The organism is Streptomyces sp. NBC_01232 (assembly GCF_035989885.1).
Taxonomy (GTDB): Bacteria; Actinomycetota; Actinomycetes; order Streptomycetales; family Streptomycetaceae; genus Streptomyces.
Genome location: NZ_CP108518.1, coordinates 5,282,854 through 5,297,666, shown reverse-complemented (window position 1 = coordinate 5,297,666; position 14,813 = coordinate 5,282,854). Strand labels below are relative to the sequence as shown.

General features: G+C 69.0%; 15 protein-coding genes. 6 read left to right on the top strand and 9 right to left on the bottom strand.

Annotated features, from left to right (window positions below; all coding sequences use genetic code 11):
- Positions 1-51 precede the first annotated feature (51 nt).
- Together OG444_RS24670 and OG444_RS24665 are read right to left on the bottom strand one after the other, a co-directional pair.
- Positions 52-1,368, bottom strand: a complete 1,317-nt coding sequence (locus OG444_RS24670) for a PhoH family protein (protein WP_327264219.1) — start codon at positions 1,366-1,368, stop codon at positions 52-54.
- Positions 1,369-1,670: 302 nt separating this feature from the next.
- Positions 1,671-2,462: an isoprenyl transferase gene (locus tag OG444_RS24665; protein WP_327264218.1), complete on the bottom strand. Its 792-nt coding sequence runs from the start codon at positions 2,460-2,462 to the stop codon at positions 1,671-1,673.
- 125 nt (positions 2,463-2,587) lie between these two features.
- Here OG444_RS24665 and mgrA point away from each other — a divergent pair, with 125 nt between their 5' ends.
- A complete protein-coding gene (gene mgrA / locus OG444_RS24660; RefSeq protein WP_327264217.1) occupies positions 2,588-3,625 on the top strand; it encodes an L-glyceraldehyde 3-phosphate reductase in 1,038 nt (345 codons plus the stop codon).
- A 142-nt stretch (positions 3,626-3,767) separates the two neighbouring features.
- Here mgrA and OG444_RS24655 read toward each other — a convergent pair whose 3' ends face one another.
- Positions 3,768-4,523, bottom strand: a complete 756-nt coding sequence (locus OG444_RS24655; protein ID WP_327266915.1) for an A24 family peptidase — start codon at positions 4,521-4,523, stop codon at positions 3,768-3,770.
- 38 nt (positions 4,524-4,561) lie between these two features.
- On the opposite strand from OG444_RS24655, the gene OG444_RS24650 reads away from it, so the two are divergent.
- The 3 genes from OG444_RS24650 to OG444_RS24640 all read left to right on the top strand — a co-directional run bounded on the left by OG444_RS24650 (position 4,562) and on the right by OG444_RS24640 (position 7,388).
- A complete protein-coding gene (locus OG444_RS24650; protein WP_327264216.1) occupies positions 4,562-4,936 on the top strand; it encodes a DUF192 domain-containing protein in 375 nt (124 codons plus the stop codon).
- A 59-nt stretch (positions 4,937-4,995) separates the two neighbouring features.
- Positions 4,996-5,613, top strand: coding sequence for an SMI1/KNR4 family protein (locus OG444_RS24645; RefSeq protein WP_327264215.1), 618 nt, complete (start codon positions 4,996-4,998; stop codon positions 5,611-5,613).
- Positions 5,614-6,101: 488 nt separating this feature from the next.
- A complete protein-coding gene (locus OG444_RS24640; protein WP_327264214.1) occupies positions 6,102-7,388 on the top strand; it encodes an extracellular solute-binding protein in 1,287 nt (428 codons plus the stop codon).
- 196 nt (positions 7,389-7,584) lie between these two features.
- Here OG444_RS24640 and OG444_RS24635 read toward each other — a convergent pair whose 3' ends face one another.
- The 3 genes from OG444_RS24635 to OG444_RS24625 all read right to left on the bottom strand — a co-directional run bounded on the left by OG444_RS24635 (position 7,585) and on the right by OG444_RS24625 (position 9,639).
- Positions 7,585-8,208, bottom strand: coding sequence for a hypothetical protein (locus tag OG444_RS24635; protein ID WP_327264213.1), 624 nt, complete (start codon positions 8,206-8,208; stop codon positions 7,585-7,587).
- Positions 8,209-8,294: 86 nt separating this feature from the next.
- The gene (locus OG444_RS24630) at positions 8,295-8,624 is read right to left on the bottom strand and encodes a nuclear transport factor 2 family protein (RefSeq protein WP_327264212.1); all 330 of its coding nucleotides are present in this window, start codon (positions 8,622-8,624) and stop codon (positions 8,295-8,297) included.
- Between the two features lie 178 nt (positions 8,625-8,802).
- Positions 8,803-9,639 carry a polysaccharide deacetylase family protein gene (locus OG444_RS24625; RefSeq protein WP_327264211.1) on the bottom strand — a complete coding sequence of 279 codons (837 nt, stop codon included), beginning with the start codon at positions 9,637-9,639 and terminating at the stop codon, positions 8,803-8,805.
- 283 nt (positions 9,640-9,922) lie between these two features.
- Here OG444_RS24625 and OG444_RS24620 point away from each other — a divergent pair, with 283 nt between their 5' ends.
- Positions 9,923-10,291, top strand: a complete 369-nt coding sequence (locus OG444_RS24620) for a hypothetical protein (protein ID WP_327264210.1) — start codon at positions 9,923-9,925, stop codon at positions 10,289-10,291.
- 95 nt (positions 10,292-10,386) lie between these two features.
- Here the strand turns inward: OG444_RS24620 and OG444_RS24615 are convergent, their stop codons facing one another.
- Positions 10,387-12,018, bottom strand: coding sequence for an MDR family MFS transporter (locus tag OG444_RS24615; protein ID WP_327264209.1), 1,632 nt, complete (start codon positions 12,016-12,018; stop codon positions 10,387-10,389).
- Positions 12,019-12,156: 138 nt separating this feature from the next.
- Here OG444_RS24615 and OG444_RS24610 point away from each other — a divergent pair, with 138 nt between their 5' ends.
- Positions 12,157-12,735: a TetR/AcrR family transcriptional regulator gene (locus tag OG444_RS24610; protein ID WP_030385774.1), complete on the top strand. Its 579-nt coding sequence runs from the start codon at positions 12,157-12,159 to the stop codon at positions 12,733-12,735.
- A 434-nt stretch (positions 12,736-13,169) separates the two neighbouring features.
- On the opposite strand, the gene OG444_RS24605 is transcribed toward OG444_RS24610, so the two are convergent.
- Together OG444_RS24605 and OG444_RS24600 are read right to left on the bottom strand one after the other, a co-directional pair.
- Complete coding sequence (locus tag OG444_RS24605) at positions 13,170-13,535, bottom strand: toxin-antitoxin system YwqK family antitoxin (RefSeq protein WP_327264208.1); 366 nt, start codon at positions 13,533-13,535, stop codon at positions 13,170-13,172.
- Positions 13,536-13,936: 401 nt separating this feature from the next.
- Positions 13,937-14,803 (bottom strand): hypothetical protein, encoded by an 867-nt coding sequence (locus OG444_RS24600; RefSeq protein WP_327264207.1) that lies wholly within the window; start codon positions 14,801-14,803, stop codon positions 13,937-13,939.
- Between the last annotated feature and the right edge of the window lie 10 nt (positions 14,804-14,813).

The following is a 14,813-nucleotide window of genomic DNA, read 5'->3' as shown; positions in this document are numbered from 1 at the left end:
CGGGCGGCGTCAACTCACCTTCCCGCTATGAGGTTTTTGACCGATTCGACCTCAGAGGTTCTCGAGCATCTCGGTGACCAGAGCGGCGATCGGGGACCGCTCGGAACGCGTCAGCGTGATGTGGGCGAAGAGCGGGTGGCCCTTCAACTTCTCGACCACGGCGACCACTCCGTCGTACCGGCCGACCCGCAGATTGTCCCGCTGGGCGACATCGTGGGTCAGAACGACCCGCGAATTGGCCCCGATACGGGACAGAACGGTCAGCAGGACATTGCGCTCCAGCGACTGCGCCTCGTCCACGATCACGAAGGCGTCGTGCAGCGAGCGGCCGCGGATGTGCGTGAGCGGCAGGACCTCCAGCATCCCGCGGTTCAGCACCTCCTCGATGACCTCGCGCCCGGCGACCGCCGAGAGGGTGTCGAAGACCGCCTGCGCCCAGGGGCTCATCTTCTCGGAGGCGTCTCCGGGCAGATAGCCGAGGTCCTGACCGCCCACCGCGTACAGCGGCCGGAAGACCATCACCTTCTGATGCTGCCTCCGCTCCAGCACCGCCTCCAGCCCCGCGCAGAGCGCGAGCGCCGATTTTCCGGTGCCGGCCCGGCCGCCCATCGAGATGATCCCGATCTCGGGATCGAGGAGGAGGTCCAGCGCGATGCGCTGCTCGGCGCTGCGGCCGTGCAGCCCGAAGGCCTCGCGGTCACCGCGTACGAGCTTCACGTTGCCGTCCGCCGTGACCCGGCCCAGCGCCTTGCCGCGTTCGGACTGCAGGACCAGTCCGGTGTGCACGGGCAGTTCCGCGGCCTCCGGCACGTAGAGGCGGTCCTCCGAGAAGAGGAGGTCCACCTGCTCCCCGGAGAGGCCGATCTCGCTCATACCGGTCCAGCCGGCATCGGTGATCGCGAGCTCGGCGCGGTACTCCTCGGCGATCAGCCCCACGGAGGAGGCCTTGATGCGCAGTGGGAGATCCTTCGACACCACCGTGACGTCGTAGCCCTCGGCCTGCAGGTTGCGGGCGACCGCGAGGATCCGCGAGTCGTTGTCCCCCAACCGGAAGCCGGCGGGCAGGACGCTCGGGTCGGAGTGGTTGAGCTCGACACGCAGGGTGCCACCGATATCGCCCAGCGGGATGGGGGCGTCCAGGCGACCGTTTCGAACCCGGAAGTCGTCGAGCAGGCGCAGGGCCTGGCGCGCGAAGTAGCCGAGTTCGGGATGGTGCCTCTTTGCCTCCAGCTCGGTGATCACCACGATCGGGAGCACGACCTCGTGCTCGTCGAAGCGGGAGATCGCGTTGGGGTCTGCCAGCAGGACGCTGGTGTCGAGGACGTAGGTCCGCCTGTCGGGCAGGCGGCTCTTAGTGCTGGTCACCACGGAAGGACGTACCCCCTCGGAAGAGGTCGGGCCATGAAGACCGGACCGGTCATCGGCACCCATGCCAGGGCCGATTTCCGGCCCTCCACTCCGTCCGTGCGAACCGCACGTGCGTCCTGGTGCAAAGGGCCTCCCGGGCGGACGACCCCATGCCGTCCGCTGAGACTCGACACCCGTGGATCGGGCATCGACCTGAAAGGGATATTCCCCGAACAGGCCAGGCCATGCCATGGCATATGACGGACGCTCGGTGAATCCCTGGTGAAGGCTTCGAGGGGAGGGGGTGCCGGGACCTACGGGACTCAGGTGCCGTAGCGCCGGTGGCGGGCCGCGTAGTCGCGCAGGGCACGCAGGAAGTCGACCTTGCGGAAGGCGGGCCAGAACACGTCGCAGAAGTAGTACTCGCTGTGCGCGCTCTGCCACAACATGAATCCGGACAGCCGCTGCTCGCCGCTGGTGCGGATGACGAGGTCCGGGTCGGGCTGGCCGCGCGTGTAGAGGTGCTCGGCGATGTGGTCGATGTCGAGGATCTCGGCGAGCTCCTCGAACGAGGTGCCCTTGCGCGAGTGCTCCAGGAGCAGCGAGCGGACCGCGTCGGCGATCTCCTGGCGGCCGCCGTAGCCGACGGCGACGTTGACGAGTATCCCTCGCCCGTTGCCTCCGGTACGGGAGGGGCCCCCGGCATCGTGGGTGGCCTGCTCGGCCTCCTTGAGCACGGTCTGCGTCCGGGCGGGCAGGATGTCGAGGTTGCCGACGTGGTGGACGCGCCAGCGGCCGTCCGCGGCGAGGCCCCGCACCGTGTTCTCGATGATGTTGAGCAGCGGACGGAGCTCGACCTCGGGGCGGTCCAGGTTGTCCGTGGAGAGCATCCACAGGGTGACGACCTCGACGTCCGTCTCGGTGCACCAGCCCAGCATCTCGGAGATCTTGTCGGCCCCGGCCTGGTGGCCCTGCTCCGTCGTCCCTCCGGACGCCTTCGCCCAGCGGCGGTTGCCGTCCAGGATGACGCCGATGTGCTTGGGCGCCGCATCATGGTCGAGGCGGCCTTCCACCCGGCGTGCGTAAAGCCTGTACACCAGGTCGCGCAGCTTCACGATCTTCCAGCCCCTCCGTGCAATGCCCCCGTGCGAATTGCGGTCCCCCGAGTGCGCCACATTACTGCGCGGTGGGATGGGGTACCCAACTCGGTGCGTCACAACTCCGTGATAGGGAGGACAACGTGACTGATACCAATCCCTATCGGGCAGAGCCCTCACGCTACGACTCCATGGAGTACCGGCGCACCGGCCACAGTGGCCTCAAGCTCCCCGCCGTCTCCCTCGGCCTCTGGCACAACTTCGGCGACGACAGAACGCTGGAGTCCCAGCGGGCGATCCTCCGCCGGGCCTTCGACCTCGGCATCACCCACTTCGACCTGGCGAACAACTACGGTCCGCCCCCCGGCTCGGCCGAGCTGAACTTCGGCAAGATCTTCGCGCAGGACTTCGCGTCCCACCGCGACGAGCTGATCCTCTCGACCAAGGCCGGCTACTTGATGCACCCGGGCCCCTACGGCGAGTGGGGCAGCCGCAAGTACCTGCTCAGCTCGCTCGACGCCTCGCTGGCGCGGATGGGCGTGGACTACGTCGACATCTTCTACTCGCACCGCTTCGACCCGGAGACCCCGCTCGAGGAGACCATGGGCGCCCTCGCGTCCGCGGTCCAGCAGGGCAAGGCCCTCTACGTGGGCGTCTCCTCCTACACGGCGGAGCAGACGGCCGAGGCCGTGCGGATCCTGCGCGGGATGGGCGTGCGCCCGCTCATCCACCAGCCCTCGTACTCCATGATCAACCGCTGGACGGAGGAGGACGGGCTGCTGGACACCCTGGAGGACGCCGGCATGGGGTGCATCTCCTTCGCGCCGCTCGCGCAGGGCATGCTCACCGGCAAGTACCTGAAGGGGATCCCGGCGGACTCGCGCGCCGCCCAGGGCAAGTCCCTGAACCCGGACCTGCTCTCGGAGGAGGTGCTCCGCCGGCTCACCGGGCTGAACGAGATCGCGGCCCGCCGCGGACAGTCCCTCGCCCAGCTGGCGCTCAAGTGGGTGCTCCGGGACGACCGGATGACATCGGCGCTGATCGGCGCTTCGAGCGTGCCGCAACTGGAGGAGAACGTGGCCGCGCTGGCGTCCGCGCCGCTCTCCGAGGCCGAGTTGAAGGAGATCGACTCGCTGGCCGTCTCCACCCCCGGCACCAACATCTGGGCCCAACGCGGCTGAGCTGCGCATTTATCGCCCAGCACGGTCGAGAAGCCGGAAAACAAAAAACGGGCCGGTCCGTGGGGGGGATACGGACCGGCCCGAGGGGGGGGTTCCACCATAACCCTTCGTAAAGCATGCTGCGTGCATTGGCGCAGGATGATTACGCTCCGAAACCGCCCAGCAGCACTCCGGTGAGTGCTCCGGCGGCCATGAAGGGGCCGAACGCATAGCCCTGATGGCGCATTTCGGGGCCGCGCAGCACCAGGTGGAGCCCGTAGAGGGCCCCGTAGAGGAGGCCGAGGAAGGCCCCGGCGGACCATACCCCCCACCCGTACCACCCAAGAGCGACCCCCAGCGAGAGCGCCAGCTTGACGTCGCCGAAACCCATGCCTGCCGGGTTGATCAGATGGAGCAGCAGGTACGCCGCTCCGAGCGCGCCGCCGCCCAGCAGCGCGAGCCGCCAGGACCCGGCGGAGCCCGGCGCGAGGGCGGCCGCCCCGAGCAGCGCGGCGACAGCAGCAGCGAGCGGCAGGGTCAGTACGTCGGGCAGCCGGTGCACGGTGCGGTCGACGAGGGCGAGCAGCACGAGCAGCGGCGCGAGGCCCACGTAGGCGACCAGCTCGGGGCGCGCCCCGACGGCCGCCGCGAGCAGGGCGCACACCCCTGCGGTGAGCGCGGCCAGGGGCGCGGCCCGCCGCCCGTACGCGTGCGGGGGCGCGGGCCTCGGCTCCGTCCGCGGCCGGCAGCGGGCCGGGCCGAGCCAGCCCCCCAGCCGTCCCGCGAGCCGGTGCCCCTGCGGGCAGTGGCCCTGCCAGGGGTCCCCCGGCTCCACGGAGAGGCGGTAGGCGGGCCGTGGCAGCAGGAGCCCGGCGGCCACGCCGTACCCGGCGGCGAGAACGATCACGAGCGCACCCATCATCCGGCGACCGTAGGACACGCCCTAAGGTGGCCGCCATGGCGCACTGGCATGACGGCCGCGCGGTGCTGCGGGTCGGCGCGGACCCCACGGGTGTCCCGCTCGAGATCGCCGCCTCGTACGGGGCACGGACCCGCGGGCTGCTCGGGCGGGACGGGATCGACGGCGCGATGCTGCTGACCCCCGCGGCGAGCGTGCACACCTTCCGGATGCGGTTCGCGATCGACGTGGCGTACCTGGACCGCGAGCTCGGCGTGCTCGCCGTGGTCACGATGGCACCGGGCCGCCTCGGGCTGCCCCGGCTGCGTTCCCGGCACGTCCTGGAGTCTGCGGCGGGCGCCATGGCCGGCTGGGGGCTGCGGGCCGGAACCCTCCTCAAGGTGGACGTACCCGGGCGTCTCACGCCCAGCTAGGCGAGGCTCCTCGCGGGCAGTAGGTTGGTGCGGTTGAGCTGGGGCGTCAGGGGAGCGGCATGACGGAGAACGCGCGGATCAAGGCGCTGGAGCAGATCATGCCGGCGACGCACGGCGCCGACGAGGACATCGACTGGCCGGCCGTGGAGGCCCTCTGGGGGACCCGGTTCCCGGCCGATTTCGTCGCCTTCATGGGCCGCTTCGGCGCGGGCTCCATCAACGGCGAGGCGAGCATCCTGCTGCCGCTGGCCAAGCCCGGACTCCAGTGGGACCCGGCCGGGATGGCCGAGGAGACCGACAACGCCAGGCAGACCTGGGAGGCGGAGGGCGGCCGCTCGGCCTTCGACGTGGACCCGGAGTCGATCATCGCCTGGGGCGTCACCGGCGGGTCGGACATCCTGTGCTGGCTCACCTCCGACCCCGACCCCGACCAGTGGCCGGTCCTGGTCTGCGGGCGGCACACCGCCGACTCCTTCGCCGTGTACCCGTACGGCATGGCGGAATTCCTCTACCGGCTCTGCTCCGACGAGTTCGACGTGAGCCCCGTCAGCATCACCTTCTGGGACGGCGGCCACCTCAGCTTCGTGCACTGGCGCAAGGCCCAGAGGCGCTGGCAGGAGGGCCGCAACCCGGAGACGGGCGAGCCCGACCCGTACGCCGGCGAGTTCGCCGACTAGGTCGCCTCTTTCGGATCTTGTCGGCCGAGCCCGCGTTGTCCGGTGCCGTGCATCGCAAGGCGGAGGAGCTCCCTTGTACTGGACGTACTCGGGAGCCCCGACAACGCAGCGAGGTGCGGTGCCGGGCAGCGCGGGCCCGACAAGATCCGAAAGAGACGACCTAGGCCGGCGCGTCTCACCGGCCGGCTCGCAGGCGCGCCCGCACTCGCGCCCGCGCGCACCCTCACACTCACACCCGAACAGCCCGCTCCGGCACCGGAAGCGGGCTGTTCGGCATGTCTACGCGCGTCCACTATTTGGATCGCATATCGGAAAATACAATTCCGAAAAGCCCCGCTTGGAGCATTGACCACAAGTGCGGCCCCAATGCAATCAATCACCCCTCCCTCAGGAGAGAATTCCGGCCAACGGGCCATCGAGGGACACCACCGCCCGGAGCAACTCATAAGTAATAACGGGATCCAAAAGAAAATCAGGGGAATACACCCGTGCGACGAAGAATTTTCGGCACGACCGCCACCACGGCCGTGCTCGGTCTGCTGATACCTCTGGCCGGATGTGGTGGCTCCGGCGACAGCGCAGGTGGCAGCGGTACGGTGCACCTGGTCGCCGCCGAATACGGCGACAGCCCGGCCACCAGCTCCAAGCCCTACTGGGACAAGATGGCGACCGATTTCGCCAAGGAGAACCCCGGAATCAAGCTCGACGTCAAGCTCCTGCCGTGGGCCGACATCGACCGCGAGGTCTCCCGTATGGTCAAGGCCGGCAAGGCCCCGGATGTGGCTCTCATGGGCTCGTACTCGGACTTCGCCGCGCAGGGAAAGCTCTATCCGGCGGACGAACTCCTCTCGGTCACCGCCGAGGCGAATTTCCTCCAGCCGCTCGCCGACGCGGGCTCCGTCGACAACACCCTCTACGGCCTGCCCTTCGTGGCGAGCAGCCGCCTCCTCTTCTACAACGAGGCGCTCTTCGCCAAGGCAGGCATCAAGGAGGCGCCCAAGACCTGGTCCGACCTCGAGACCGCCGCCAAGGCGCTCAAGAGCAAGGGCGTGAAGTTCCCGTACGCCCTGCCGCTCGGCCCGGAGGAGGCCCACGCCGAGGCGCTGATCTGGGAGCTGAGCAACGGCGGCGGCTACGCCGACAGCGCCGGCAACTACAGCCTGGCCTCCGACCAGAACGTGGACACCTGGGGCTGGGTCAAGGAGCACCTGGTCACGACCGGGCTCACCGGTCCGACCTCGCCGTCCCAGCTGAACCGCGCCGACGCCTTCGCCGCCTTCCTGCGCGGTGAGGTCGGCATGGTCAACGGCTACCCCTCGCTCGCCCACGAGGCCCGCGCCAAGGGCATCGGCGTCGCCACCACATCCATGCCCGTCTCGGACAACCTCGGCACCGGGGAGATCCCGCCCACCGTCGGTGTGGCCGACTGGATGATGGCCTTCAACCAGAACGGCAAGCGCACCGAGATCGGCAAGTTCCTGGACTTCATCTACCAGGACAAGAACCTGTCGGACTTCGCCGACCGCTACCACCTGCTGCCGTCGACGGTCACCGCCTCGCGCACGCCGGCCGGGGGCGGACTGGACAAGAACGACACGCAGTTCCTGGTCGCGCTGCGCGGCGCCCAGCTCTACCCGGTCAACGACCCGTCCTGGCTGTCGGTCAGCGACACCATCAAGCGCAACATCGGGCGCGCCGTGGAACCGGCCGGCGACCCGAGGCGCGTCCTGGAGGACATCGCCGCCCAGGCCACCCAGGCCTCGAAGAAGCACTGAGAAGTTCCTCGACACGGGACCTTCGACCCGTGCCGCACCCCATCCCGTGCGGCACCATGGCCACTACGGCACTTGATCCAAGGCCGCGGCCCAGTCGCCCGACGAGCACCCACAAGGTGCACGGGGCGGCCGGCGCCCACCCCGGGACCTCGTCCGGAGCCCTCTGCGACCCCGGGCCCCGGCTCCGTCCTCAACCTCAGCGCTGCTGACCGTGGTTCGGGTCGAACGCCGTCCGGTACTGCTCGCAGCTGGAGTTCCAGCGCAGTGTGCCCCCGAGCGTTCCGTAGCCCGAGCGCGTGACCGACCACTCCACCGTGTACTCGCCGGTGTCGCACACGATCCGCTTCCCGCCCGCGATCTTCTCTCGCCCGGTCGCCGGCTTCCCGGTCAGCTCCCTGCGCACCTCCCCGACCTTCTTCCGGTCCGCGCTGCGCAGGACGGCGTGCACGACGATCGGGTGCGCGCCCTCCTTGACCGTCACCGCCTTCTTCACCACCGTCGAGTCCGAGACCGACCAGGCGAACTCGTACGAGGGCAGCCACGCCAGCGTCCTGGGGTCGGCGGCCCGGCGCTCGTAGTCCGGCGCGGCCGCCGGGCCGGGGCGCTTGACCGTCTTGTACTGGATCCCCGGGTGGAAGCGGAGCTGCCCCTCCACCTTGTGCATCTCGTCCTTGGTCCACATCGACTTCATGGTCTTCTCACCGCCCGCCGGGTCCTGGAGGTACACCGCCGGCTCCGCGGCGGCGGCCTGGCCCAGGAGGGGCGCGAGGGCCGCCGAGGCGGTGGCGAGGGCGAGAGCGGCGATGCGGGTGCGCTTCATGACCGGCCCAACGGGACCCTCCGGCGGGCCGGAACGACACCGGGCGCGCTTTCACCCGTACGGGAGCGCCCGCCGGGACAGGCCGCTCAGGCCTGACCGGTCTCGAAGCGGCTGATCCGGCCGCCGCCGGGAGCGATGACGAAGCGCCAGGTGGTGCGCATCTCGCCCCAGGTGTCGTTGCGGTAGCTGACGAGCAGGGTGCGGCCGCCGTCGGACTCGGACTGGACGTCCATGTGGCCGCCGGAGTCGAAGATCTCGCGGTCGATCCACTCGTGCAGGTCGCGGTCGGAGCCGTCGTCGGACATGGTCGCGTCGGCGGTCAGGACCGCGAGGAAGGCGTCCTTGTCGTGCGCGTTGACGGCGGCGACGAGGGCGCCGACCACCGGGTCGGACAGTCTGGCGGGGGCGATGGCCACAGGAGCCTCCTGGTCGGGCGTACGTTCGTCCGTGCCCGACCAGGGAACAACGCGGGCGGCTCCGCGTCGTCGACCGTCACCCGTTCGCCGGGCGGGCGGCGTGTCAGGTCGCCCCGGGCCGTTCCGGGTTGGGTCGTTCCAGGTGGTTCCGGGTTGGGTCGTTCCAGGTCGTTCCGCGTCAGGGGGTGTCGGGGGCGGTGCGGACGGGGAAGCCGGTGGGCCGGCCCTGCTCCTTCAGCCAGGTGAGCACCTGGTCGAGGGCGTCGACGGTCTGGGCCCGATTGCCGCCGCCGTCGTGGAAGAGCACGGTCGGGCCGTTGCCGATCTCGCGCTTGACGGCGTCGACGATGGCCGCCGTACCCGGCTTGCCGAAGTCCTTGGTGTCGACGTTCCAGCCGAGCGGCCGCATGCCGTGCGCGGCGGCGATGCGCCGGCTGTCGGGGGTGAACGCGCCGCCGGGGGCCCGGTAGTACTCGACCTTCGCGCCGCTGCCCGCGGCTTCCTCGATCAGCTTCTTCGCCTCCAGGATCTGCGCTTGCTGGTAGGCGACGGGCTTCTTGTCCATGGCCGTGTCGTGGTCCATGGTGTGGTCGCAGAGCCGGTGTCCGGCCGCGACCACCTTCTTCACGAGGTCCGGGTGGGCCTTGGCCTGCCGTCCGACCATGCAGAAGGTCGCCTTGACGTCGTGCCGCCGCAGGACGTCGAGCACCTTCGGGGTCCAGCGGGGGTCGGGGCCGTCGTCGATGGTGATGTTGACGGCGTTGCCGCCGCTCTCGGAGGCATGGGCTATGCCCTCGGGTATCCCCTGAGGCTGTTGCCCGGGCCGACCGTCGTCGCCAGGACCGGAGTTGTCGGTGGCGCCCGGCCGGGCCACGTTCTGCTGGGAGGCGGCCGTTCCGCCCGGTCCGACCAGGGCCGACACGCCCCATACGGTCGCTGCCACGGCGGCGGCCGAGGCCACGACGGCGGCTCCGGCCCGGACGCCCTTCTTGTTCGTGTACGCGAAGAAACCCATGAACGGTCCACTCCCCATCCGCTGTGTGAGCGTTCTGTGGATCAGGACGTTCATCGCCGCCGAGGAGTTCCAGTCAAATAGCCCAAAAATTCCCCGTAATGGGACTCATGGGACCGATGGGACTTTAGTCCTCCATGGAGTTGAATCCCTGCCCACCCGAACGCGGCCGAAACGGGGCAAGCCCGCGCGCCGCCCGTCCCGGGCGTCAAATCGGCATACTCGTAAGGGGGTTGATCAGTCCGGGCGGCGTCCTGCCGATCGGGCCGGGACCAGAAGGGGAGCCATGGATGACGGATCCGACTGGCCGACGGACAAACTGACCGCACTCCGCCTCGGCCGGAGACTGGTGACGGAAGTCCCGGCGTCACGGCCGGACCGGCGGGCGTTCGTGGACGTGACCCCCGTCCGGGGCCGGGCCGACGACCGGGCGCGGGACGAGGGCTGGGTGCGCGGCGACGCGGGGCGGAGCTTCCGCCTGCAGCACTGGGAGTACGACCACGAGCGTCTCGACGGCTTCGACCACGACGTCGGCGCGGTCCTCGTCGCGTCCGCGGACGCGACGGGCGAGGCCGGCCTGCTGACCGTGCTCGCGGCATGGCACGTCCGCCCCGGCGCCTTCGTCCACCCCTGGGAGACCGACGACCCCCAGTAGGACCCCGGGACCGCGGACATGCCGGAAGGCGGCGCCCCCGGTCGTCCCGGTGGTGCCGCCTTCCGGCTGCTGTTGGTGCTGGCGTTGGCGCCGGGTCAGCGTGCGACCGGCTCCTGCGCGGCCGGGGCCGCCGTGCCCTTGGCGTCCACGGCTTCGGCTTGCGCGGCACCCTCTGCCGCGCCGTTCGTGGCGCCGTCCGCCGGTCCGGTCGGGCCCGCGCCGCGCAGGGGGACCTCCTTGACGAACCAGGCCGCCGCGAAGCCCAGGAGGGCGATGGCCGCGCCGAGCAGGAACGCGGAGTGCGTACCGGCGGCCACCGCGTGCTGGTAGGCGTCGCGTACCGCTTCGGGCAGCTTGGCCAGGCTCGCGGCGTCCAGCTGGGCGGAGCCCGCGGCTTGAGCAGCCTCCGGGCCCAGGCGCTCGGCCATGGTGTCCGTGACCCGGGTGGTGAAGAGGGAGCCCATCAGGGCCACACCGAAGGAGCCGCCGAGCGTACGGAAGAGGGTCGCCGAGGAGGAGGCGACGCCCATGTCCTTCATCTCGACGCTGTTCTGCGCGACCAGCATGGTGATCTGCATCAGGAAGCCGAGACCGGCGCCGAGGACGGCCATGTACAGGCCGGAGACGAGGCGGGTGGTGCCGGTGTCCATGGTCGCCAGGAGGAACATCCCGACGACCATGAGCGCGCCGCCGGCGATCGGGAAGATCTTGTACTTGCCGCTGCTGGTGGTGACGCGGCCCGCGATGAGCGAGACGAGCATCATCGAGAGCAGCATGGGCAGGAGCAGCAGACCCGAGTTCGTCGCGGAGGCACCCTGCACCGACTGCTGGAACAGCGGGAGGTAGAGCACGCCGCCGAACATCGCGAAGCCGACGAGGAAGCCGATCACCGACATGAGGGTGAAGTTGCGGCTGCGGAAGATGTGCAGCGGCATGACCGGCTCGGCGGCCTTGGTCTCGGCGTAGAGGAACGCGACGGTCGACAGGACGCCGACGACGATGAGGCCGAGGATCTCGACGGAGCCCCACGCGTACTCGGTGCCGCCCCAGGTCGTCACGAGGACGGTGGAGGTGATGGCGATGGTCAGCAGCGCGGCGCCGAGGTAGTCGATCTTGCCCTGCGACCGCTTCTTGGGCAGGTGCAGCACTGCGGTGACCATGGCCAGCGCGACCGCGCCGAGCGGCAGGTTGATGTAGAAGGACCAGCGCCAGCCCCAGTGGTCGGTGATGGTGCCGCCGACCAGCGGGCCGCCGATCATGGCGAGGGCCATCACGCCGGCCATCATGCCCTGGTACTTGCCGCGCTCACGGGGAGGGATCAGGTCGCCGATGATCGCCATGACGCCGACCATCAGACCGCCGGCGCCGAGGCCCTGGATCGCACGGAAGCCGATCAGCTGACCCATGTCCTGGGCCATGCCGCTGAGCACGGAGCCGATCAGGAAGATGACGATCGAGGTGAGGAAGGAGCCCTTCCGTCCGTACATGTCGCCGAGCTTGCCCCAGATGGGGGTGGAGGCCGCGGTGGCCAGCGTGTACGCGGTGACCACCCACGAGAGGTGCTCCAGACCGCCGAGCTCGCCGACGATCGTGGGCATCGCGGTCCCGATGATCATGTTGTCGAGCATGGCCAGCAGCATCGCGATCATGAGCGCCATGAGGACGACCCGTACGCTGCGCGGCTTCACCTCCTTCGAGGTCCCCGCAGGCTTGACTGTGTCCACCATGTCCACTCCCCTGGCCCTACTTCTCGCTTCTCGCACTTCGCCCTGCACCGGCACTTACTTGCCGCCCGGCTAGTTCATTACAATGGGGACGGTAGACCCGCAACTAGCCGGGCGTCAAGTAAGTAATTGGGGAGAGCCATGTCCAGCAGCAGTCCGCAGCGACGCCGTGGCGACACGCGTCAGCGCATCCAGGACGTCGCACTGGAGCTCTTCGCCGAGCAGGGGTACGAGAAGACGTCGCTGCGCGAGATCGCGGAGCGGCTGGAGGTCACGAAGGCGGCGCTGTACTACCACTTCAAGACCAAGGAAGACATCATCATCAGCATCTTCGAGGACCTGACGAGGCCCATCGACGAGCTGATCACGTGGGCGGAGGGGCAGCCGCGCACCCTGGAGACCAAGCGCGAGGTGCTGCGCCGCTACAGCGAGGCGATGGCGGCGGGCGCGGTGCTGTACCGGTTCATGCAGGAGAACCAGGCAACAACGCGCGAGCTCAGCATCGGCGAGACGGTCAAGAAGCGGCTCTTCACCCTGGTGGAACTGCTCCGCACCCAGGACGGCCCGCTCACGGACCAGGTCCGCTGCGTCAGCGCGCTGTTCACCCTGCACGCCGGAATGATGTTCCTCCAGCACGTCGAGGGCGACCCGGAGGAGACCCGCCTGGCGGCCCTGGAGGTCGCGACGGACCTCATCACCCAGGCCCACCACCAGGCTTGACCTCGGGGCTCCTCATCCCCTGCCGGCGGCTGCGGCGCCGCAGGAGAGGCTACCGACAATGCGTGCGACCACTGCGCCGCACCTCGACGTACCGGACCGGGCCTTGCGTGAACGCCTCGTACGACTTCGCCCCGAGCCCTTCGGCAGGAGATCCGGCATTCGCTGCCATCCGGCCGGTACGGCAAAGGTGCTCCAAGGGTCGGCTCAGTCCGTTCCCTCGTCCGCCAGATCCTCGCATCCGGAAGGGGTGGGCCGAACTCCCCCGCGACCCCGGTCAGCGAGGGCGCCCCGCAGCCCGCCCAGCGAGTCGGCCGACGACTGCTCCCTCTACTCCGCCCACTCCCTCACGGAACCTCCGCCGCCCTCGCATCCTGCGCACAACCCTGCCGGAACACGTGCACGCCGGTGGGCCTATCACTGCGCGTGCGGGGAGACTACTCGCGATGCCAGTCGCGAACGAGGCGCCCTTCCTCGTCCCAAACGGATTCCTCACGGAGATCGTAGAGATAGTTGTCGAACATCTGCCGAGACTTCAGAACGCCATTGGCGTGCCACTCCTTGAACTCGCCCAGGGCGACTCCGTTGCGGACCGTCCCCTCGAGCTTCAGGGTGCCGTCCGGGTACCAGGCGCGGGACGAACCGTCCCGAACGCCATTGACGTAGTCGTCGAGGCAGACCAGTTGACCGTTCTGGTATTCAGCGACCTCTCCGGTGAACAACTCGTCGCGGCAAAGCAGGCGTTGAGCCAAATCCATGTCGACATCGGGATCGTCGACACCGATGCGATGGGGCGAAGCCATTACGGAATTCTATTCGTATCGCTGTCCGGCGGGTAGCTCATGAACTGACCATTCATCGCGGGAAGGCAGCGGGACGACCGCCAGACGCGCACATGCACCTCGCACATGGGAGGGTTAACAGCGGTGAGCCAGGCGCCTGGGGACACATAGTGCTGCGGGCGGATCGCGCCGAGCGTCCGGCCTCGTGCGCAATCCAGCACCGCATCTGTTGCTCGGTCGTGGTCGCTGCTGCGGACACGGCAGAGCCGACCTGCATTGGATCCGCCCAGGCATCCCACGCGGGGAATACCGATCCCCTCGAATTCTCCAGGTGGTGCACGTTGGACACCTGGAGCATCGCGAGCTCCACCGGTCCGATTAGTGAACCGCTGAGCCCCTCAACAGAGTACTGGCGCTTGAGATCAGGCCTGTTCCCAAGGCACGGGATCCGGGCGGCGGTGCCACCACCAACCGGCCACGGTCTGTTCGACGGAGGCGCCCAGCAATTCCCCACGGAGGAGCCCTGCGACGTCTTCTACGGTGGCCGCGGCAAAACGGCTGTCCAATTGCTCCAGAGCCTCGCTGAACAACACGTTCACGCCGCCAGGCAGGCGCCTCCCAAGGTCCGCAAGTGCATCGCGTGCCTCCAGCCGCTCACGATAGAGCTCGGCCGGGTACCACCCAGACGGCGCCCAATCCGATTCCATCTGCACGATGCCCCTCTCCCATGCCACCAGGTTGTCCTTCGCAGACCAGACGGGGCTACCGGTGCTGTCATCGAGGGAAAGTCGCGTCTGTTCCGAAGCTGACTTCCGCATCCGCTGTACCGAAGCCTCGAATCCGTTGGCAACGGGAGTTTCCGGCCGCTGCTCCCTCACGATCTCGGCGAACCGCGTCACCGTCGCCCGTGGGAGCTGCGACACTCGCGCTTCGACGGCGGTGATCGAGTAGAGGGGCGGTTCGTCATCGGAGAGCTCGAGTCGGGCACGGGTGAGGAGACCCTCTTGCGTCACCAGCCAGTAGGCGCTGGGAAGCGACTCCGAAGCGGGGAAAAGGACTGTCGTCGCCGCAGCTTTCGCAAACCTCGCGGCAAGGTCGGACTCAAGTGGCTGATCAGCGACGTTCGCGTCGGCATAGATGTCTAGCGACCAGGACACGTCACCATAAACTGCCCGATACTCACACGACACAGGTGCATCCCAATTCCGCAGGTCGGGGTCACCGTCGGAGTCGGCCACATCCACATCACCGACCGGAATGCCGAGACATCCGGCAAGCGCGAGTCCCATGCTCTCGGGG